Here is a 20,078-nt window from a genome sequence, read left to right as displayed (position 1 = left end):
GACGCTATCGGGCGCCGGGGGTGCGGGTCTTGTCGCACAATGGTCCACGCCGTATATTCCGTGTGGACTATTCGGGTGGAGGAGGCGACGGCAGTTGAGCGTGACGCCGCTTGCGATCACCGTGCTGGCCCTGCTCAACGAGCGGGACATGCATCCCTACGAGATGTATCAGGTGCTGCTGCAACGACGCGGCGACCGCATCGTGAAACTGCGGCCGGGCTCGCTCTATCACGCGGTGGCGCGGCTGGACCGCGACCGCCTGGTGGCCGCGGTCGGCACCGAACGTGACGGCAATCGGCCCGAACGCACCACCTACGCGATCACCGATGCGGGTCGGGCGGCGATGAAGGATCAGGTCGCCGAGATGCTCGAGAAGTCGGTGCGCGAGTACCCGCGGTTCCCGCTCGCGCTCGCCGAGGCGCACAACCTCGACGCGGACACCGTGGCCCGGCTGCTGACCGGCCGCATCCGGTTGCTCGAACAGGAACTCGATCGGCTCGACGCCGACCGCGCCGTCCTCGTCGGGCGGGCAAAGCCGCGGGCGTTCTGGATCGAGCTCGACTACTTGCACACCGTGACCCGGGCCGAGATCGACTGGCTGCGCCGCACGGTCGACGAACTCGAGACCGGCGACCTTCCATGGGTCACACCCGACATCATCAAGACACAACTCGCGCAACAGGCAGGGGAAAGAACGTGACCGCAACCAACCAGCAGGCCGAGGCCAGGCCGTGGCCGGCGCTGTGGGCGCTGTGTCTGGGCTTCTTCATGATCCTTGTCGACTCCACGATCGTCGCGGTCGCCAATCCGGCGATCATGGACCACCTCGGTGCCGACATCAACAGCGTCGTCTGGGTGACCAGCGCGTACCTGCTCGCCTACGCGGTGCCGTTGCTGATCACCGGTCGCCTCGGGGATCGTTTCGGGCCCAAGCGGCTGTACCTGCTCGGACTCACCCTTTTCACCGCCGCATCGCTGTGGTGCGGTCTGGCCGGCAGCATCGAGATGCTGATCGTGGCGCGCGTCTTCCAGGGCTTCGGTGCGGCCCTGATGACGCCGCAGACGATGGCCGTCATCACCCGGACCTTCCCGCCGGACAAGCGCGGTACCGCGATGGGTCTGTGGGGGGCCACCGCCGGTGTCGCCACGCTGGTCGGTCCGCTGGCCGGCGGTGTGCTGGTCGACGGCCTCGGCTGGCAGTGGATCTTCTTCGTCAACGTGCCGGTCGGCGTCGTCGCCTTCCTCGCCGCGATGCGGTACGTCCCGGATCTCGAGACGCACCAGCACAAGTTCGACATCCCCGGCGTGATCCTCAGTGCCGCGGGCATGTTCTTCCTGGTGTTCGGTCTGCAGGAGGGCAACACCTACAACTGGTCCGCGCGGATCTGGCTGATGATCGCGGCCGGAATCGTGTTGCTCGGGGTGTTCGTCTGGAACCAGTCCCGCACCAAGGGCGAGCCCCTGCTTCCCCTCGAACTGTTCCGGGACCGCAACTACTCGCTCGCCAACATCGCGATCACCTCGATGGGTTTCGCGATCACCGCAATGGTGCTGCCGCTGATGTTCTACGCACAGGGCGTACGCGGACTCTCGCCGACGGGTTCGGCGCTGCTGATGGTGCCGATGGCGGTGCTCGCCGGCGCACTCGCGCCGGGTGTCGGCAAGCTGGTCGACCGTGTGCACCCGCGGTACATCGCCGCGCCCGGCTTCCTGATGCTCGCGATCTCGCTGACCTGGCTGTCCGTGGTGATGAAGCCCGACACCGCGATCTGGGAACTGCTGCTGCCGATCGCGCTCATGGGTGTCGCCAACGCGTTCATCTGGTCGCCGCTCGCCGCGACCGCCACCCGCAACCTGCCGCAGCATCAGGCCGGGGCGGGGTCCGGGGTCTACAACACCACACGGCAGGTCGGCGCGGTGCTCGGCAGTGCGGGCATCGGAGCCCTGATCACCTCCCGTCTCGCCGCCAACGGCGTGCCCTCCGGGGGGACCGCGCACGAGGGCATGGCCACCGCGATGCCGGAGTTCATCAGGGACGGATTCAGCTCGGCGATGAGTCAGTCCGTGCTGCTGCCTGCCGCGGTCCTGCTGGTCGGTTTCGTTGCGTCGCTGTGCTTCTCACGGCCGATGCGAGGAGGTGGACAGCCGGACGTCGTGGCTGCCGCGGAGAGTCGCGAGCCTATGGCAGGCTGACCGCATGACTGATCCCGACAAGCCCACCCGGCTCGAGCGCATCCACACCGAGGGCGGCGCGGAGGTCGCAGTCCTCACCTTCGACGACGGTGGTCTGAACCTGTTCGACCGGGCCATGTTCGACTCGCTCACCGCGGACCTGGACGCGCTCGCCGCCACCCCGCCGCGGGCGGTGCTGCTGCGGGCGGAGGGCAAGGTGAACTCCGGCGGTGTGGACGTGCACGTGTTCGACGGGCTCACCGAGGACGAGGGCGCCGTCCTGTGGCGGACGCTGTTCGCCGAAGTGATCCACCAGATCGAGGCGCTGCCCTGTCCCGTCGTGTACGCCGCCCACGGGCTGACGCTGACCGCGGCGTTCGAGATCGCCCTGGCCTGCGACATCATCGTCGCCGCGCCGAAGGCGAAGTTCGGGCTCGTCGAGACGGTGGTCGGGCTGACCCCGTCGATGGGCGGTCCGCAGCGGCTCGCCGAGCGCGCGGGATCGGGCCGGGCCAGGGAGTTCGTCATGACGGGCGACCTGTACGACGCCGAGACCATGCTCTCCTGGGGTGTGGTCAACGCGGTGCACGACGACGTCGAGGCGGCGGCGCGGGCACTGGCCGCGCGACTGGCGGACGGTCCCACCCGGGCGCATGCGGCGACGAAGAAGATCATCGAGGCATGGCGTTCCGGTGGTGTCGCGCACGCAGATTCGATCACGCCGGAGGTGTCGGGCGCACTGTTCGGCACGGCCGACCTGCAGACCGCGGTGCGCAGCTTCCTGGACGTGGGACCGGGGAAGGCGCATTACGTCGGCCGCTGACGAGCGGATGCTCCGACGTGACCCACGCCACTGTGCGGCGCTTAGAGTGGGTGCCATGTCGAACGAAGTCCTGATCGAACGCAACGGCCGAATCATGGTCGTCACGATCAATCGCCCGGAGGCGCGCAACGCGATCAACGCCGCGGTGAGCAACGCGCTCGCCGCGGCGGTCGAAGAGCTCGACGCCGACGACGATCTCTCGCTCGCGGTCGTCACCGGTGCCGGCGGCAACTTCTGCGCGGGCATGGATCTCAAGGCCTTCGTCGCCGGCGAGAACGTCATCGTTCCGGGCAAGGGGCTCGGCTTCACCGAGGCGCCGCCGCGGAAGCCGATCATCGCCGCCGTGGAGGGCTTCGCGCTCGCGGGCGGCACCGAACTGGTGCTCGCCACCGACCTGGTCGTGGCGTCCCGTGACGCGAAGTTCGGTATCCCGGAGGTCAAGCGCGGCCTGGTCGCCGCCGGTGGCGGGCTGCTGCGGTTGCAGAAACGGATTCCGTACCAGAAGGCGCTGGAGCTGGCACTGACCGGCGACTCGTTCACCGCGGAGGAGGCCAACAACTACGGCTTCGTGAACCGGCTCGTCGAGCCCGGCAAGGCCCTCGAGGGTGCTCTCGAGCTGGCCGAGCGGATCACCGCCAACGGACCGCTGGCGGTCGCGGTGACCAAGGAGGTCGTCGTGAGGTCCGGGGACTGGTCGGACTCGGAGGCGTTCGCCAGGCAGCTCGAGCTGATCGCACCCGTGTTCGTCTCCGAGGACGCGATCGAGGGCTCGAAGGCGTTCGCGGAGAAGCGCGCCCCGGTCTGGAAGGGACGGTAGGGCGTGCAGCGCCGGGCGGCCGGTCGGGTGGCGGCGACGCTGTCCGTGGGGTTGCTCGGCGCCTTGCTCGTCGGGTGCGGGGCCGCGGACCCGGTCGACCAGGAGGCCCACGAGCGTGCCGAGACCGCCGCCGACGGTTTCGTCTACGGGTACGCGCCGGTCGCGCTGGCCCGCACGCGGGCGAACATGACCTGTCTGCTGCCGGTCAACCAGCTCCACAACCAGTCCCGGATGTCCGGCCCCGACTCCCGGACCGTCGTCGCCCCGAACGTCGACACCCTCTACTCGATCGCCTGGCTGGATCTGCGCGCCGGACCGGTGCTGCTGAGCCACCCGGAGATGGGCGAACGGTACTTCGGGTTCCAGTTCCTCGACATCTACAGCAACGTCTTCGCCAATGTCGGGACGCGTGAGATAGGTTCGGCGCCCGGTGCCCACCTGATCGTCCCGCCGGGCTGGTCCGGTACCGCCCCCGATTCGGCGCGCGTGATCGAGTCGCCCACCTGGGACGCCTGGATGATCGGACGCACGCTGGTCGAGTCGGAATCGGACCTGCCCGCGGCTCAGGACTCACAGAAGCGGTACGCGATGCGGGTGGCCGGACCCGCACCCGCCACCGCCCCACCTTCGCTACCTCCGACGGACTGCGGCAACAACCCGGCGCCGCAAGCGATGGCAGGCTCGGGAGCCGCCTTCTTCGACGAACTCGCCGCGATCCTCGCTGCGAATCCGCCGCCCGCCGCGGACGCCCCACTACTGGAGGGTATCTCGACGCTCGGTGTGGAACCCGGATCCACCCCGAGCGCCGGTGACCCGGAGGACGTCGCCGCGCTCGCGACCGGCGTCGTGCTCGGCGGGCAACGCATCGACGCGGCCGTCGCCGTCGGCGCCGACACGAGTGCGGGTGCGTGGAGCACCCTCGCCGACGCGGGCCGTTACGGCACCGACTACCTGCACCGGGCGGTCGTCGCCAGGATCGGCCTCGGCGCCAACGTGCCGGAGGAGTCGATCTACCACGTCACGCGGACGAGCGCCGACGGACAGCCGCTCCGCGGGCACACCGGTCACCGGCTGCACTTCGCCGCCGCCGACCTGCCTCCGGTGGACCCGCGCGGGTTCTGGTCGATCACCCTGTACGGGCCGGACATGTTCCTGGTGCCGAACGACATGGGCCGGTACGCGATCGGTGACCGCACACCCGGTCTGGTCCGCGGCGCCGACGGGTCCCTCGACGTGTGGGTGTCGGCGTCGCCGCCGCCGTCCGGGACCGCGAACTGGCTGCCGGCACCCGACGGCGAGTTCGTGCTGATGCTGCGCACCTACCTCCCCGCGGAGCCGTCGTGGACTCCGCCCCCTGCGCAACCCGAGTAACCCGAGTAACCCGAGACCCTGGCACGGCCCGAGCATCCCGACACGACGGAGGCACCGCGATGACCACCCCGCTGGCCGAACTGCACATGCACATCGAGGGTTCGCTCGAACCCGAACTGATCTTCGAACTGGCGCAGCGCAATCGGGTCGAGTTGCCCTACGCCGATCTCGACGACCTGCGGTCCCGGTACGAGTTCGCCGACCTACAGTCGTTCCTCGACCTCTACTTCGCGAACATGGCGGTACTGAGGACGGCGCAGGACTTCGCCGACCTGGCCCGCGCCTACTTTGCGCGGGCCGCCGCCGCGGGGGTGCGGCACGCGGAGATCTTCTTCAACCCACAGGCGCACACCGGCCGCGGCGTCCCGCTGCGCGACGTGCTCGACGGGCTGGGGGAGGCGATGGCCGGCAGCGAAGCCGAGTTCGGGGTCAGCAGTGGGCTCATCGCGGGAATCCTCAGAGACCGGCCCGTTCCGGAGGCCGACGCCCTGCTCACCGACCTGCTCGCCAGTGGCGCGCCGCTGCTCGGTGTCGGGCTGGATTCCGCGGAGGTCGGGTATCCGCCCTCCCTGTTCACCGACGTGTTCGCACGGGCCCGCGCGGCCGGGTTGCACGTCGTCGCGCACGCGGGGGAGGAGGGGCCGCCCGACTACATCCGGCAGGCGCTCGACCTGCTCGGCGTCGAACGCATCGACCACGGCATCCGCTGCCTGGAGGATCGGGATCTCGTGGACCGTCTTGTCCGCGAACGGGTTCCGCTGACCCTGTGCCCGCTGTCGAATGTGCGGCTGCGAGTGATCGACCGGCTCGCCGACCACCCGATCCGCGCCATGCTCGCGCGCGGCCTGCACGTCACCGTCAACTCCGACGACCCCGCCTACTTCGGCGGCTACGTGGACGACAATCTCACCCGGTTGCACGCCGAGGTGGGCCTGACGGACGAGGAGCGGGAGCAGTTGGCGCGCAACTCGATCGAGGCGTCCTTCGCGACCGCCGAGCGGAAGGCGGAGTTGCTCAACGGATGAGCCCGGACCCCTGCAGCCGGCGGGCCACGTCCAGCAGGTCCCGGTCGCGTCCGGTGGGTGCGACCAGGCACAGGCCGACGGGTGCGGGCGCCGTGGACTTCACGGGCAGGGTGGCGGTCGGCAGGCCCGCCACGGTCGCGATCGCGGTGAGCATCCCGGTCGAGCGCATCGCGTTCCGGTAGGCGTCCGACGCGGTGCCGCCGGTCCGCTCCGGCGCGGTCGTGGCGGTGGTCGGCAGCACCAGGACGCGGTCGGCGAGGTAGGCGGTGACCGCGACCGCGGCCTCGTCGAGGGTCGCGCGGGCGCGGGTGTATGCCGACTCGGTGATCGTCCCGGCGGCGGTGAAGTTGTCCCGCGGCTCACCGCTCAGTGCGGACGGCGCCTCGGTGACGAAGGCCCCGAACTGCTTCCACGCCTCGTAGCCGATCACGGTGGTGACCGCGTCGTACCAGTCCGGCAGTGCGCCGATGTCGAGATCCTGTTCGGTCAGGGCCGGCAGGCCGCCGCCCTTCCAGCCGGCGAGCGCGGTGGTCATCGCCGCGAGCACGTCCGCGGAGGCGATCGCGTTGACGCCGGGCGAGGTGACCGCACGCTCGAGTGGCCGGTCGGCCCCGGCAGGAACGGACGCCGTGACCGCCGCGGCGAGGGTTGCGACGTCGCCGGCCAGCCATCCGACGGTGTCGAGTGTCGGGCTCAGTGGCAGCATCCCGCCGGTCGGGACGACGCCACGGGTCGGCGTGAACGCGAACAATCCCTGCCAGGCCGCCGGAATGCGGACCGATCCACCGGTGTCGGAACCGAGCCCAACCGCGGCGTCACCCGCGGAGACCGCGGTCGCGGCCCCCGAACTCGATCCGCCCGGAAGCTGCTGGTCGGCAGCCGGATTCGGAGGTGTCCCGTAGTGATCGTTGATCCCGGAGTGCCCGTAGCCGAGGTCGTCGGTCTGGGTCAGCCCCGCGAGGGACGCGCCCGCGCCGAGCAGCGACGTCACCGCCGCGGCCGTCGACGACTGCGGCGCCGCCTGTGCGAGCCACCGCGGGTTTCCGGCGCCGATCTGCTGACCGGCGATCGCGAACAGGTCCGAGACCGCCACCGCCCGGCCGTCGAGCCCACCCTGTCCGGTGGGGGTGACCAGCGGTTCGCCGGACACCCGCCAGACGGCGCGGTCCGCCGGTGTGGTGCCTGCGGTCGTCCCGCCGCCGGGCAGTGGCGGAACCTCCGGTTCGGTGGTGCCGCCGCCGCAACCGGCGAGCAGTGCGGCACCGGCGAATGTCCCGGCGGTCAACAGCGAGCGACGACTGAGGGCCATGCCCCGACGCTAACCCAGCGAACCGGGCTAACCGAGGACCTGCTGCAGGTAGGCGTTGTCGAAGATTCGTTCCGGGTCGTACTTGTCGCGAGCCGAGCGGAACTCGTCGAAGTGGGCGTAGGTGGGACGCAGGTCCTCGGCGGTGCGCGAGTGCAGCTTGCCCCAGTGCGGGCGCCCGTCGACGGCCTTCGCGATCGACTCGACCGCGTCGAAGTACTCGCGATGGTCGCGGCGGTGGTACTGGTGCACGGCCACGTACGCGGTGTCCCGGCCCGTGGCGGTGGAGAGCCAGATGTCGTCGGCGGCGGCGAACCGCACCTCGACCGGGAAGGCGACGGTGAAGTCGGAGCCCGTGATCCAGCGGTCGATCTCCCGCAGCGTCTCGGGCAGCGCCTCGGCAGGGACGGCGTACTCCATCTCCCGGAACTTCACGCGACGCGACGAGGCGAACACCTTGTAGCTGCGGTCGACGTACTCGCGGGCGCTCAGGGCCCGGGCGGTCACGTTGTTGATCGTCGGGATGGCCGTGGGGAATCGGGCGGCGACCCTGTTCACCCCTTCGAACAGGGTGTTGGAGAGCAGTTCGTCGTCGATGTAGCCGCGGATCGCGCTGACCGGCTGGGCCGGGGTGTCGAGCGGGAGCCGGGTGTTGTGCTTGGTCAGCACTCGGTCGGTGTGCGGGAACCAGTAGAACTCGAAGTGGTCGGTGCCGTGGACGTGCTCGTCGAGGTTCGCCATCGTCTCGCTGAACCGGGCAGGGGCCTCGACCGCCCGCATCATGTAGGCGTTGGCGCACTCCAGCGTCAGCTTCGCGATGACGCCGACCGCGCCGAGGCCGAGCCGTGCGGCGTGGAAGAGTTCGGCGTTCTCCTCGGCGGAGCAGTCGACGATCGTGCCGTCCGCCAGCACCAGCTGCATGGCGCGGATCTGGGTCGCGATGCCGCCGAATTGGGCGCCGGTGCCGTGGGTGCCGGTGGAGATCGCACCGGCGACGGACTGCGCGTCGATGTCGCCGAGGTTGATCATCGCAAGACCGAGATCCCACAGTCTGGGATTCAGTTCACGAAGTCGCGTGCCGGCGAGAACGGTCACCAGGGCGCCGGACTCCCCGACCGGCACCACGGACTCGACGCCGCGCAGATTGTCGAGGCTGATCATCACACCGTCGGTCACCGCGACCGGGGTGAAGGAATGTCCGGCGCCGACGCATTTGACGTGCAGTCCTTCGGTGGCCGCCCGCGCGATCTCGGAACTCAGCTCGGCCACGGACCGGGGGGTGGCGAACCGCCGGGGGTTGGCACCGGCGCTGTGCGCCCAGTTGTGCCACGTCTGTGAGTGCATTGCACCACTATTACCTGGACATCCGTCCAGGTCAACCTTCGTACGCGAAGTACTTCGGACGTTTTAGGATCGTCAGATGCTGAATCGGCTTCCTGCGGACGAACGACGTGCACAACTCGTGGAATCGGCGATGGGGATCGCGGAACGAGGCGGCGTCAGCTCCGTCACGATCCGCGCCGTCGCCGAGGATGCGGGGGTGTCCCTCGGGGTCGTCCACTACTGCTTCGAGAGCAAGGAGGCGCTCGTCGCGGCGATGGGGGAGGCGCTGGTTCTGCAGCTGAGCCAGGCCCTGCGGTACGCATTCGGGCAGGCGCGCGCGGAGGATGCCCAGACCGGGGTGCGTGGCCTGAAGGAGCTCCTGCACAGCGGCCTGTCCGCGATGTGGCCCATCATCGAGGCCACTCCCGATCGGCAGCTGCTCACCTATGAGATCACCGCCTACGGGCTGCGTCAGCAGGCCGCAGGGGCCGAGCTGGCCGGGGCCATCGCCTCCAATCAGTACGCGACCATGGACGCCGAGGCGATCGAGTTCCTGGAGACCTCCGCCGCGCACACCGGCACGCGCTGGACCGAGCCCGTTCCGGATCTCGCGAGGTTCGCTCTCGCCGTCATCGACGGCATCGTGCTGCGGTGGCTGGTGGACCGCGACGGCGACGCCGTGATCGCCGAGCTCGACGACCTCGTGCAGATGGTGACCCGCAAGGCCGTCGAGGTCTGACGGCCGCGGGCGAACGGGCCGAAACATGGACAGTTGTCCAACTGTGGTGGTTGACTGGATCCGTGACCGCGACCACCGATCGACCCGCCATGGCATCCACCGGAACGCTTGACGCGACCGTCGCCCGCCTCGACGCGGCGACCCGCCCGTTCGATCCGCCGTTCGCCGCGGTGGATGTCACCGCACTCGACGCCAACGCCGCTGACCTGGTGCGCCGCGCATCCGGAACCCCCATCCGGGTCGCGAGCAAGTCCGTGCGTGCCCGCGCCGTGCTGGAGCGGGCGCTGGGCGCGGGCCTGACGGAGAGCGGCGGATTTCGCGGCATCATGTCCTACTCGCTGCGGGAGGCGATCTGGCTGGTCCGGGCCGGGGCCCGCGACGTGCTGATGGGGTACCCGACCGTGGACCGCGCCGCGCTGGCCGAACTCGGCTCCGACCCACTTCTCCGCGACTCGATCACGTTGATGGTCGACAGCGTCGACCATCTCGACGTGATCGCGGCCGCAGGCGCCACGCGGGCCCGGCTGTGCCTGGATGTGGACGCCTCGCTGCGGATCGGGCCCGTCCACCTCGGGGTGCGGCGTTCGCCGCTGCGGACCCCCGACGAGGCCGCGCGCCTGTCCCGTGCCGCCGCCGACCGCGGTTTCGCGGTGGTGGGCGTGATGTTCTACGAGGCACAGATCGCAGGCCTGCCGGACGCCAGCGCCGCCGTGCGGCTGGTGAAGAAGGCGTCCGCCGCGGAACTGGCGACACGCCGCGGTGCGGTCGTGGACGCGATCACCGCGGTCGTGGGCCGGCTCGAGATCGTCAACAGTGGCGGCACCGGTTCGCTCGAGATCAGCTCCGCCGACCCCGCGGTCACCGAGGTCACCGCCGGGTCGGGACTGTTCGTGCCGACCCTGTTCGACAGGTACCGCGCGTTCACGCCGCGTCCGGCGATGTTCTTCGCGCTGGCGGCGGTCCGCAGACCCACCCCGAAGATCGCGACACTCTTCTCCGGCGGCTACATCGCCTCCGGCCCGGCAGGCGCGTCGCGTGTGCCGACGCCGGTGTGGCCGGCCGGGTTGAAGCTGCTGCGCAACGAGGGCGCCGGAGAGGTGCAGACCCCGGTGACCGGGCTCGCGGCCAGTGCGCTGCGGATCGGCGACCGGGTCTGGTTCCGGCACGCGAAGGCCGGCGAGCTGTGCGAGCGCTTCACCGACGTGCACCTCGTCGACGCCGACGGTACCGTCGCCACCGTGCCCACCTACCGCGGCGAAGGACAGTGCTTCGGCTGAGCCCGTTCGGGTGTCGACGCTCGACGGGTGCGGAACTCAGCCCGCGACCCACGCGCGCGCGGTTCGTCACGCATGCGATCGTCCTGCCTCGTCGTCACGGTCGATGTTCGGGTGGCTGCGCAGGAACGCGCCCAGCTCGGTCAGTCCGGCGGGGGTCGTCGGCAGGTAGTCCGTCAGCGCGGGGGAGCGGACGATCACCGCGTGCCACTTGCCGCGGGAGATGGCCACGTTCAACCGGTTCCGGGACAGCAGGAATCCCATGCCGCGGGGCACGTCCGCCGCCGACGAGGCGGTCATCGACACGAACACCACCGCGGCCTCCCGGCCCTGGAACTTGTCGACCGTCCCGACCAGGACCTCGTCCAGACCGGCCTCGGCGAGGTGGGTGCGGATCAGCGACACCTGCGCGTTGTAGGGCGCGACGACGAGAATGTCGGACTGGTCGAGCGGGCGCGGCACCTCTCCTGTTGCCGGGGTCCACGGCGTGCCGATCAGCGCGACGGCCGCGGCGGTGATGGCCGCGGCCTCCTCCTCGGACGACGTCGACCGTCCGACGTGGTTCACGAGCAGCGCGCCGACGCCCGGTGCGACACCCGCCAGGTTCCGGCCGGTGGTCACCGACTCCTTTGCATGCAGCCGTCCGTCGTAGGACAGGTCCGACACCGACGCGCACACCTTCGGATGCATCCGCCAGGTGACGTCGAGGAAGTAGCCGAGTTCCGGCGGCAGTGCACCCGCCCCGTCGGCCAGCCAGCCGAGGGCCGAGGTGTCCACCGGCTCGGGATGGATGCCCTGGCTGACCTGAGGCAGTTGCTGCGGATCGCCGAGCAGCAGCAGGTTGCGCGCCGAGATCCCGACCGCGACGGTGTTCGCCAGTGAGAACTGCCCGGCCTCGTCGACGACCAGCAGGTCCAGGCTGCCCGGTGGCACCCGGTCGGCATGCGCGAAATCCCATGCGGTGCCACCGATCACGCAGCCGTAACCCTCGTGCTCGGCGAGGAAGGCGGGAAAGCCGGACGGGTCGAGCTTGGACCACTGCGGATCCGCGGTCAGACCCGAGCCCGGCTTCTTCGCCACCCGCTCGCCCGGAACGCCGGAGCGCACCACCGCGTCGAGCATGTTCTCGACCACCGAATGCGACTGCGCGACGACACCGATCCGCCAGCCGTGCCGGGTCACCAGCTCCGCGACCACGCCGGCCCCGGTGTGTGTCTTGCCGGTGCCCGGCGGCCCCTGTACCGCCAGGTAGGAGTCGTCGAGGTCGAGGAGCGCGGCCACGATCGCCGGTGCCCGGTGATCCGGGTCGGCGACCGGTAGCGGGGCGCCCGAGCGGGTGCGCGGGGGGATCCGGCGAAGGATGTCCACCGCCGCGGTCCCCGGCAGCGTGGGCAGAGCCGCGGCGGTCGATGCGGCCTGCTCGGCGATCGCGGCCTCGATGCGCTGCGTCGGGACCGGACGCCCCGGCGCGAGCGCCATCGGCACGCTGTCGTGGGGCTCGCTGCCCTGCAGTTCCTCGACGACCACCACATCGCGGCGCTTGCCGTCGAGCCCGGTCTCCGCGTCGATCTCGACCACCGTCACGTCGACGGTGCCGCGCGCCGCCGCGTCGGAGGAGCCGATCCCGGTCGCCGCGTCGTACAGCGCGAACGGCTTGCCGCCGACCCGGGTGGTGGATCCGGATCCCCAGGCGCCGACGAGCCGCACCCGCCGGCGCAGCTTGCGCTGCCGGGGGCTGCTCTTGTGCCAGTCCTCGGTGACGGTCGCCGACTCGGCGACGAACACGTCCGCGTTGTCGGCCCACTCGTCGGTCGGTGCGGTCAACCGGGCGAAGTGCGCCCACCAGAAGGGTTTCCGCTCCCGCCGGTGGTAGCCGACCGCGGCCGCCATCAGCGCAGCCGCCTGCTGGTCGGCGGAGCGCCTGCCTGCCAGCACGTCACCGACGTAGTCGCGCAGTGCGAGTTCGGTCGGGTTCGGTTGCTCGATCTCCGTGGCCACCGTCTGCTGCACGGGGTGCGGATGCACATCGCGATCGGCCGCCAGTCCGAGCAGCCAGTCCCGCAGCCGCAGCGTGGACAGACAGTCGTACTCGTTGTAGTCGGCGATGCCCCGCAGCAGTTCCGCCGCCTCGGCGTCGCGGCCGCCGTCGAGCAGGGCGCAATAGTCCGCGTAGGCGACGACCGACGCCGCGGCGTTGGTGACGTCGCCCTCGCGGGACTGCTCGTCCATGTACAGCGGCTCGAGCTTCTTGATCGAATACGACGGCGCGCCGACCCGGACCGCGCCCCGCACGATCGGGTACAGGTCCACCAGGACGTTCTCGCGCAGCAGCGCGTCCACGCTCTCCTCGCCGACACCGTAGCGCCCGGCGAGCCGCAGCAACGCGGTCTTCTCGTAGGCCGCGTAGTGGTAGACGTGCATGTGCGGGAAGCGTTTCCGGCGCTCCGTCACGTAGTCGAGAAAGTCGAGCAGTGCCTGGCGCTCCTCGGTGCGGTCGTGCGCCCAGAACGGCCGGAAGGTGCCGTCGGACTCCATCACACCGAACAGGTACTCCAGGCCCCAGTCCGACGACCCGCCCTCCGCCCACAGCGGATCGCCCTCGAAGTCGAAGAAGATGTCCCCCGGATCCGGGGTGGGGATCCCGGCGAGGGCCGTGCCGCCGTCGATCACCTCGAACACCGGTGTGCCGCTGTGTTCCTGGCGGACCTGCGCGGCGGCCTGGCCGCGCAGCGACTCGAAGGTGCGTGCGCTCATGCCGTCGACGGGCCGATCGGCCGTGGCGAGAGACTCGACGGTGGTGATCCCGCCGCGAATCAGCTTGTCCCGCTGTGTGGACCGCATGCCGGCGACGAGTATCAGGTCGCGGCTGCGCTCGACCTCGGGAGTGCAGTCCTCGCAGCGTCCACAGCTGCGAACCTCCGCCCAGGATGCCGGCGCACCACTGCGCAGGTGATCGTCGAGCAGTTGCACCAGCGCGTCGCGACGCCGCCGGAACACCGGCATGATGTCGCCGAGCGGATACGTCATGGTGCTGTCGTCGCCGAGGATCAGGCTCGCCGTCGGCGCGGTCGGGACGCCGGCGGCGGCCAGTGCGTCGGCGTACGCCGCCAGTTGCAGCAGCGCGGGCACCCGGGTGTGACGGGAGAGCTTGGTGTCCACGACCCGGTAGCCCTCGTCCCCACGGACCAGGAAGTCGCAGAATCCGAGGAACTGTCCGTCGAAGAAGGTGCCCTGGTAGATCACGTCGGCACCGGCCCGGGCTGCGGCGACCGTCGCCTTGCTCGCGCGCGTCAACTCCTCGAAGTCGATGCGGGTGCGGTCGATGGTGACGACGCCGTCGCCGAACTGCTCGCGGAATCCGCCGAGCCGCCGCTGCTCGTGGGCGTCGCCGAGAGCGGACGTGCGGGTCAGCATCGGGTCGGGCGTCTCGGGTGTAACCGCCTCGGTACGTCCGAGCTTGCGGTCGAGCCGCCGCAGCAGCGTGTACTCGCAGTCCGCGGCCTGCGACAGGTCGCTGGCGCTGTGCACGATCACGTCGTCGAGGAGGAACACGGGTCCGACTATGGCAGAGACCGCCGACACGGCGCCGGGCACGCACCGGGAGGGGCCCGGGCCGCTCTCGTCGGAACGTATGCGGCCGGGATAATCGATCCGTGCCGTTCTTCGCTGGAGTTTCCGGGCAGATCCACTACCGCCACTGGCCGTGCGCCGACCCGGTCGCCGGACTGGTGTTCGCGCACGGGATGGGACAGCACAGCGGCCACTACCATCGCTTCGCCCGGGCGCTCGGTGCGGAGGGAATCGAGATGTGGGCGCTCGATCACGTCGGCCACGGCCTCAGCGAGGGCGAGTTCGGGCAGCCCGGTCCGGTAGCGGATCTCGGTGCGAACCTGCTGGTCCTGGCCGACCTCGCCGCCGGCGAGCGGCCGGGCCTGCCGCTGGCGGTGATGGGGCACTCGTTGGGCGCCGGCGCCACCATCGCGGCCCTCGCGCAAGCGCCGACCCGGTTCGCGGCGGTGGTGCTGTGCGGGCTGCCGCGATCCGCCGCCGCCGACCCCGGCGCGGCCGCGGCGGTGCGGGTGCCGATCCTGGTGGTGCACGGCGTCGACGACAGGCTCGCCCCGATCGACGGCGCCCGGACCTGGACGGCGGGTGTGCCCGGCGCGGACCTGCGCGAGTACGAGGATGCCGGTCACGACCTGCTGCACGAACCGGTGCACCGCCGCGTGACCTCCGACGTCGCGGTGTTCATCCGGGATAGCGTGCGGTCATGACTCCCGACGAACACCTCGACTTGCTGCGGATCGAGGGGCTGCGGCTGGCCTCGATGCCGACCGACGCGCTGGGTGCCCCGGTCCCGACGGTTCCGGGGTGGACACTGGAGCGGGTGATCCGGCACACCGGCCGGGTCCATCGATGGGTGACCGCGACCCTGGCCGCCGGCCCGGACGCCACATTCGAATCCGGCGCCGAACCCGAGTCGCTGCCGCACGGCGCCGACTGTCTGCCCGCCTACCGCGAATCCCTCGACGCGCTGCTCGCGGAGCTGTCCGCGCACGACTTCGACCGCCCCGCACCGACGTTCACCGGCCCCGGCACCGTCCGGTTCTGGGCGCGGCGACAGGCGCACGAGGTCGCGGTGCACAGGGTGGACGCCGCCGACGCGGTGCACGCCGCCGGTGGCCGGGCTCCCGAGGCCGTCGCCGCGCACGGTGCCGCGGACGGTGTCGACGAATGGGCGCGGCTGATGCTTCCGCGTGCCCTTTCCGAGATGCCGGAGGCGTTGCAGGGCAAGACGGTTCACCTGCACGGCACGGACACCCCGGACGCCGAGTGGCTGCTGACGTTCACCCCCGACGGGGTGCGGGTCGAGGCCGGACATGCGAAGGGCGACGTCGCGGTCCGCGGCACCGCGGAGGAACTGCTGCTGACCGTGTGGCGTCGCCGGCCGCTCGCCGCGCTGGAGATGTTCGGCGACGTCGACGTCGCGCACCGGATGGTGGACGCGGCGCGGATCTAGATCTTCCCCCCGCATCCCCAGGCCAGACCGGCGAGTCCCTGCGCCGTGGCCAGGCTCTCGGCGAGCGTCGCGTCGGTGAGAGCGGGGTCGTCGAGGGCGAGGCATCCGAGCACCGTGACGGGTTTGTCGCCGTCGCCTGACACGGAGACGCCGTGACCGAACTCGGGCCCGTCGAGCGACAGCACCCCCAGCGTCGAGGTCCAGGCGTCCGCGCCGAACGCGACGACCGCGCGGACCCAGGGCCGCAGTTCGTCCCATCCGGGGCCGGGGTCGTCGACGACGCGGGCGCCGAACAGCCTCGGGTCTTCGCCGGGGCGGTGGGTGGGCCGGGCGGCGATCCCGGCCAGGTGCAGCGCGCGCAGCAGGCGCGGCTTCGAGGCCACCTTCGGGTTCACCAGCAGCAGCTTGGGAAAGGCGTCCCCGAATCCGGATGGTCGGCCGTCCTGCGGGTCGGGGTGCTCACTCGTCGGCATGGCTGCCATTGTGGCCGACGGCCGCGGTGGCCCACTCGTGGTGGGCCACCGCGGCGCGCAGGTACTTCCGGTGTTCGCGGCGACTAGGTCATGATCACCGCATCGCTGGACCCGAGTGTCATTGCGATGGAGTTGAGGAACGAGGTCACCGGGTCGAACACGAGAATGTCCTGCAGGGGAAGCATCCGATCTCCTTCGTGAACAGCTGAATGGGTTGTTCCTGCCACACGATTCGGCGGGAACAACCCATTCAGCCACATCCGGCGCCCGCTCGGGGCGGAACCGTCAGGAGTAGAGGGCCTCGATCGCGGTGCCGAAGGTGTCGTGGATGACGTTGCGCTTGAGCTTGAGCGTCGGCGTCAGTTCCCCGGTCTCGATGGTGAAGTCCACGTCCAGGATGCGGTACTTCTTGATCTGCTCCGGGTTGGAGACCTTGGTGTTGCCCTGGGCGACCGCAGCGTCGATCTCCGCGACGAGGTCGGCGTGCTTGACCACCTCGGCGATCGGCAGGTCGGCGGCGACCCCGTTGCGCTCTCGCCAGCCCGGCAGTGCCTCCTGGTCGATGGTGATCAGTGCGCCGATGAACGGCTTCGCGTCGCCGACGACCAGGCACTGGCTGATCAGCGGGTGCGCACGCAGCGCGTCCTCGAGGACCGCGGGGGCGACGTTCTTGCCACCTGCGGTGACGATGATCTCCTTCTTGCGGCCGGTGATGGAGACGAAGCCGTCCTCGTCGATGGATCCGAGGTCGCCGGTGTGGAACCAGCCGTCCTTGATCGACTCCGCGGTGGCGGCGTCGTTGTGCCAGTACCCGGAGAACACGACCGGTCCCTTGACGAGGAGTTCGCCGTCGTCGGCGATCTTCGCGGCATGCCCGTTGATCGGCTTGCCGACCGTGCCGACCTTCTGCTCGGTGGTGGTGTTGACGGTGACCGCCGCGCTGGTCTCGGTCAGGCCGTAGCCCTCGTAGACGGGGACGCCGATGCCGCGGAAGAAGTGGCCCAGGCGGGCGCCGAGCGCGGCGCCGCCGGACACTGCGCGGTCGCACTCGCCGCCGAGCGCGGCGCGCAGCTTGCCGTAGACCAGCTTGTCGAACACGGCGTGCTTGATCTTCAGACCCAAGCCGGGTCCGCCGTTCTCGAGCGCCTCGCTGTAGGCGATCGCGGTCTCGGTGGCCTTGGCGAAGATCTTGCCCTTCCCACCGTCCTCCGCCTTCTGCTTGGCCGAGTTGTACACCTTCTCGAACACGCGCGGAACCGAGAGGATGAAGTTCGGCTTGAACACCGCGAACTGGTCGACGAGCGTGGTCAGGTCGGAGGTGTGGCCGACGGTGACCTTGTACTCGAACGCCGCAAAGGAGACGGCGCGGGCGAAGACGTGGGCGAGAGGCAGGAAGAGCAGCGTGCGCTGGCCCTCGTACATCGCGTCCGCCAACGCGAGCTGCACCGCCTGGCATTCGGCGTTGAAATTGCTGTGGGTAAGTTGCACGCCCTTCGGACGGCCGGTGGTGCCGGAGGTGTAGATCAGGGTCGCGGGGGAGGTGGCGTTCACCTGTGCGCGGCGCTCGTGCAACGCCTCGTCGGTGATCGCGGCACCGCGAGCCGTCAGCTCGTCGATGGCCCCGGCCTCGATCTGGAGCATCTCGCGCAACGCGGGCGCCGCCTCGGCGACGTCCTTGACCGTCTCGGCGTGCGTCGCCGTCTCGACGACCAGGACGGCGGTCGCGGAGTCCTCCAGGATCCACTGGGCCTGATCGGCCGACGACGTCTCGTAGATCGCGACGGTGCAACCGCCCGCGGTCCAGATGGCGTAGTCGAGGACGACCCACTCGTACCGGGTGGCGGACAGGATCGCGACCCGGTCGCCGAGTTCGACACCCGACGCCATCAGACCCTTCGCGACGCCGGCGACCTCCGCTGCGAACTCCGCCGCGGTGACGTCCACCCAGCTGCCGCCGACCAGCTTCTTGAAGGGGACGTGCTGCGGACATTCCTTCTCGAACCGGAATACGCTGTCGGCCATCGAGACGTCGTCCGGAATGGAAAACGACTGCGGAACTTCGAACTCTCGCACTGTGGACCCTCCAGGACTACTGACAAGTACGGGTGTGCATTGGATCACATTCCGCGGTGGGATGCACTGGGTTCGTTGTCCGGAATGACCGAATGTGAACCCGGCGAATCAGTTTGTCTGTAACTTCCGGTCCCGCGAACTGTGGGTTTCGGTGCCGCCGGGGGCCGGAATGAGGCGTAGGTCACGTTTTCAGTGCCGTCCTGACCTCGTGGTCCGTGAGCTGGTGGAAGTCGCGGTAGGCGCCGCCGACGCCGCCGAGCCAACGGGGCACCAGGGGGCACACGACCTCGTCGGCAACCACCTGCAGTCGGGCGACCGCTTCCTCCGACGAGACCGGCATCGCGACCACAATTCGCGCCGCGTCCTGCGCACGCGCCACCCGACAGGCCACCGCCGCGGTCGCGCCGGTGGCCATCCCGTCGTCGACGATCACCACCGTTCGGCCGGTCATCGGGATCGGGGGACGGTCCCCGCGCAGCATCCGGACGCGGCGGTCCAGTTCGCGGCGCTCGGCGGACTCGACCGAGGACAGTGCGGTGGGGGACACCCCCGACTGGGCGATGACGTCGTCGTTGAGCACTCGAACGTCGCCCTCGCCGATGGCGCCCATCGCGAGTTCCGGCTGCCACGGCAACCCCAGCTTCCGGACCACGATGACGTCCAGGTCCCCGTGCAGCGCGTTCGCCACTTCCACGGCGACCGGCACACCGCCGCGCGGAAGTCCCAGCACCAGCGGGTTGGAGTCGCGCAGGTGCGAGAGAGAGGCGGCCAGATCGCGGCCGGCCTCGGCGCGGGTGGCGTAGAGCATCTCGACTTCGACGCTACGCCGGGGAGGACCCAGCCCCTAGCGTTCGACGACCCCGAACCTGCGAAGCGTCAGCGCCGGATTCTTCTCCCGGACCTCGGCGATGCGCGCGGTGGTCACCTCGGCGCGTGCGGTCCCGGTCTGCTCGCCCAGCGACGCGAGCACCACGCCCATCGGGTCGACGATCATCGAGTTGCCCGCACCGGTGCGCGCGGACTGGTCGGCGGCGGCGACGTACAGGGTGTTCTCGATCGCCCGCGCCCGCACCAGCGTGGTCCAGTGATCCTCCTTGAGCGGTCCGGGCACCCACTGGGCGGGCAGGGCGAGCACGTCCGCGCCCGCGTCCACGATCCGCCGCGTCACTTCCGGGAACCGCAGGTCGTAGCACGTCTGCATGCCGAAGGTCAGTCCGTCGACGGTGAAGGTGGCGGGCTCGACGGCCTCGCCGGCGCGGAACACGTCCGACTCCCGGTAGCCGAAGGCGTCGTAGAGGTGCAGTTTGCGGTAGACGGCGGCGACGGCACCGTCCGGTGCGGCCGCGACGAGGGTGTTCGAGATGTGGTCGTCGCCGGCGAGGGTCTCGTTCATGCCTGCGACCACGTGGACGCCGAACTCTGCGGCGATCTCCAGCAGGCCGGTGACGAACGGTCCGTCGAGGGGTTCGGCGGACTCGGCGACGCTCGCGTCGAGTCGCGGCGTGGTGTACATGGCGTACTCGGGGGCGACGACCACCTGCGCGCCGCGGGCGGCGGCCTCGCCGACCAGGTTTCGTATCGCCCGGTGGTTCTCGCCCTTGTCGGTGCCCGCGGAGAACTGTGCCACTGCGATCTCGACCATGCGCCCATTGTGCGCATGGC

The 20,078-nt window shown here is 70.4% G+C and carries 17 protein-coding genes; 10 read left to right on the top strand and 7 right to left on the bottom strand.

Annotated elements, in window-relative coordinates:
• Window positions 1–100: 100 nt before the first annotated feature.
• The 6 genes from ACWDUM_RS01150 to ACWDUM_RS01125 are packed head-to-tail and all read left to right on the top strand — an operon-like array spanning window position 101 to window position 6,208.
• A complete protein-coding gene (locus tag ACWDUM_RS01150; protein ID WP_450133300.1) occupies window positions 101–700 on the top strand; it encodes a PadR family transcriptional regulator in 600 nt (199 codons plus the stop codon).
• Window positions 640–2,193, top strand: coding sequence for an MFS transporter (locus ACWDUM_RS01145; RefSeq protein ID WP_450116276.1), 1,554 nt, complete (start codon window positions 640–642; stop codon window positions 2,191–2,193). Before ACWDUM_RS01150 ends, ACWDUM_RS01145 begins: the two co-directional genes overlap by 61 nt.
• Before the next feature lie 4 nt (window positions 2,194–2,197).
• Window positions 2,198–2,995 carry an enoyl-CoA hydratase/isomerase family protein gene (locus ACWDUM_RS01140; RefSeq protein WP_450132565.1) on the top strand — a complete coding sequence of 266 codons (798 nt, stop codon included), beginning with the start codon at window positions 2,198–2,200 and terminating at the stop codon, window positions 2,993–2,995.
• Window positions 2,996–3,050: 55 nt separating this feature from the next.
• Complete coding sequence (locus ACWDUM_RS01135) at window positions 3,051–3,812, top strand: crotonase/enoyl-CoA hydratase family protein (protein ID WP_450132564.1); 762 nt, start codon at window positions 3,051–3,053, stop codon at window positions 3,810–3,812.
• A 3-nt stretch (window positions 3,813–3,815) separates the two neighbouring features.
• On the top strand, window positions 3,816–5,183 hold the full coding sequence (locus tag ACWDUM_RS01130; protein WP_450132563.1) for a DUF1254 domain-containing protein: 1,368 nt from the start codon (window positions 3,816–3,818) through the stop codon (window positions 5,181–5,183).
• A gap of 59 nt (window positions 5,184–5,242) precedes the next feature.
• Window positions 5,243–6,208: an adenosine deaminase gene (locus tag ACWDUM_RS01125; RefSeq protein ID WP_450132562.1), complete on the top strand. Its 966-nt coding sequence runs from the start codon at window positions 5,243–5,245 to the stop codon at window positions 6,206–6,208.
• On the opposite strand, the gene ACWDUM_RS01120 is transcribed toward ACWDUM_RS01125, so the two are convergent.
• Both ACWDUM_RS01120 and ACWDUM_RS01115 read right to left on the bottom strand, forming a co-directional pair.
• Entirely contained in the window at window positions 6,198–7,517 is a 1,320-nt protein-coding gene (locus ACWDUM_RS01120) for an amidase family protein (RefSeq protein WP_450132561.1), read from the bottom strand. The genes ACWDUM_RS01125 and ACWDUM_RS01120 overlap by 11 nt on opposite strands.
• 27 nt (window positions 7,518–7,544) lie before the next feature.
• Window positions 7,545–8,858 carry a D-arabinono-1,4-lactone oxidase gene (locus tag ACWDUM_RS01115; RefSeq protein ID WP_450132560.1) on the bottom strand — a complete coding sequence of 438 codons (1,314 nt, stop codon included), beginning with the start codon at window positions 8,856–8,858 and terminating at the stop codon, window positions 7,545–7,547.
• Window positions 8,859–8,934: 76 nt separating this feature from the next.
• On the opposite strand from ACWDUM_RS01115, the gene ACWDUM_RS01110 reads away from it, so the two are divergent.
• Both ACWDUM_RS01110 and ACWDUM_RS01105 read left to right on the top strand, forming a co-directional pair.
• Window positions 8,935–9,576 carry a TetR/AcrR family transcriptional regulator gene (locus ACWDUM_RS01110; RefSeq protein ID WP_450116283.1) on the top strand — a complete coding sequence of 214 codons (642 nt, stop codon included), beginning with the start codon at window positions 8,935–8,937 and terminating at the stop codon, window positions 9,574–9,576.
• An 89-nt stretch (window positions 9,577–9,665) separates the two neighbouring features.
• Window positions 9,666–10,853, top strand: a complete 1,188-nt coding sequence (locus ACWDUM_RS01105; RefSeq protein ID WP_450116289.1) for an amino acid deaminase/aldolase — start codon at window positions 9,666–9,668, stop codon at window positions 10,851–10,853.
• 66 nt (window positions 10,854–10,919) lie between these two features.
• On the opposite strand, the gene ACWDUM_RS01100 is transcribed toward ACWDUM_RS01105, so the two are convergent.
• Window positions 10,920–14,402, bottom strand: coding sequence for a TM0106 family RecB-like putative nuclease (locus ACWDUM_RS01100; RefSeq protein WP_450132559.1), 3,483 nt, complete (start codon window positions 14,400–14,402; stop codon window positions 10,920–10,922).
• 101 nt (window positions 14,403–14,503) lie between these two features.
• Here ACWDUM_RS01100 and ACWDUM_RS01095 point away from each other — a divergent pair, with 101 nt between their 5' ends.
• Together ACWDUM_RS01095 and ACWDUM_RS01090 are read left to right on the top strand one after the other, a co-directional pair.
• Window positions 14,504–15,124 carry an alpha/beta hydrolase gene (locus tag ACWDUM_RS01095; RefSeq protein ID WP_450116285.1) on the top strand — a complete coding sequence of 207 codons (621 nt, stop codon included), beginning with the start codon at window positions 14,504–14,506 and terminating at the stop codon, window positions 15,122–15,124.
• Window positions 15,121–15,870, top strand: a complete 750-nt coding sequence (locus ACWDUM_RS01090) for a maleylpyruvate isomerase N-terminal domain-containing protein (RefSeq protein WP_450116286.1) — start codon at window positions 15,121–15,123, stop codon at window positions 15,868–15,870. The genes ACWDUM_RS01095 and ACWDUM_RS01090 overlap by 4 nt, the downstream gene beginning before the upstream one ends.
• Here ACWDUM_RS01090 and ACWDUM_RS01085 read toward each other — a convergent pair.
• The 4 genes from ACWDUM_RS01085 to ACWDUM_RS01070 all read right to left on the bottom strand — a co-directional run bounded on the left by ACWDUM_RS01085 (window position 15,867) and on the right by ACWDUM_RS01070 (window position 20,058).
• Entirely contained in the window at window positions 15,867–16,343 is a 477-nt protein-coding gene (locus tag ACWDUM_RS01085) for a hypothetical protein (protein ID WP_450132558.1), read from the bottom strand. The two genes, ACWDUM_RS01090 and ACWDUM_RS01085, sit on opposite strands and share 4 nt — an antisense overlap.
• A 285-nt stretch (window positions 16,344–16,628) precedes the next feature.
• Window positions 16,629–18,416, bottom strand: a complete 1,788-nt coding sequence (locus ACWDUM_RS01080) for an AMP-dependent synthetase/ligase (RefSeq protein ID WP_450117200.1) — start codon at window positions 18,414–18,416, stop codon at window positions 16,629–16,631.
• Window positions 18,417–18,597: 181 nt separating this feature from the next.
• The gene (locus ACWDUM_RS01075) at window positions 18,598–19,224 is read right to left on the bottom strand and encodes a phosphoribosyltransferase (protein WP_450117199.1); all 627 of its coding nucleotides are present in this window, start codon (window positions 19,222–19,224) and stop codon (window positions 18,598–18,600) included.
• Window positions 19,225–19,260: 36 nt separating this feature from the next.
• A complete protein-coding gene (locus ACWDUM_RS01070) occupies window positions 19,261–20,058 on the bottom strand; it encodes a carbon-nitrogen hydrolase family protein (RefSeq protein ID WP_450132557.1) in 798 nt (265 codons plus the stop codon).
• Window positions 20,059–20,078: the final 20 nt, after the last annotated feature.

This window comes from Rhodococcus sp. NPDC003322, from assembly GCF_053589555.1.
Note: the sequence above shows the minus strand (reverse complement) of the source record. Positions and strands in the feature narration are given on the sequence as shown.